The organism is Kineococcus indalonis (genome assembly GCF_009906395.1).
Lineage (GTDB): Bacteria > Actinomycetota > Actinomycetes > Actinomycetales > Kineococcaceae > Kineococcus > Kineococcus indalonis.
Window position 1 is genome coordinate 1 of record NZ_JAAALM010001024.1, and the last position, 448, is coordinate 448.

Sequence of the window (448 nt, forward strand, 5' to 3'; positions counted from 1 at the left end):
GGCGGTGGTCGGCGGCCTGGCGCTGAACCTGCAGCTGACGAGCGCGCTGGTGGTGGGGGAGCGCTTCGGGCTGGGCTCGGCGCAGTTCGGCCTGGCCGGCACCGCCCTGGCGGTGGGCTCGCTGGGCGGGGCGCTGCTGGCCGCGCGGCGCGAGGGCCCGCGGCTGCGGGTGCTGGTGGGCGCCGCCGCGGCCTTCGGGGTGCTCTCGGCGGTCTCGGCGCTGATGCCCACCTACGAGCTGTACCTGGTGCTGCTGGTGCCGGTGGGCCTGGCGTCGCTGACGTTCACCACCACCGCCAACGCCACGGTGCAGACGCGCAGCGACCCGGCCGTGCGCGGGCGGGTGGTGGCGCTGTACCTGGCCCTGCTGCAGAGCGGGACCGTGGTGGGCGGGCCGCTGGTGGGGTGGATCGGCACGCGCGCCGGTGCGCAGTGGTCGGTGCTGGCG

The 448-nt window shown here is 77.5% G+C and carries 1 protein-coding gene; it reads left to right on the plus strand.

Annotated elements, in window-relative coordinates; genetic code table 11:
- Window positions 1-448: MFS transporter (locus GTR00_RS22515; RefSeq protein ID WP_166613676.1), on the plus strand; the 448-nt coding region annotated here is incomplete at both ends.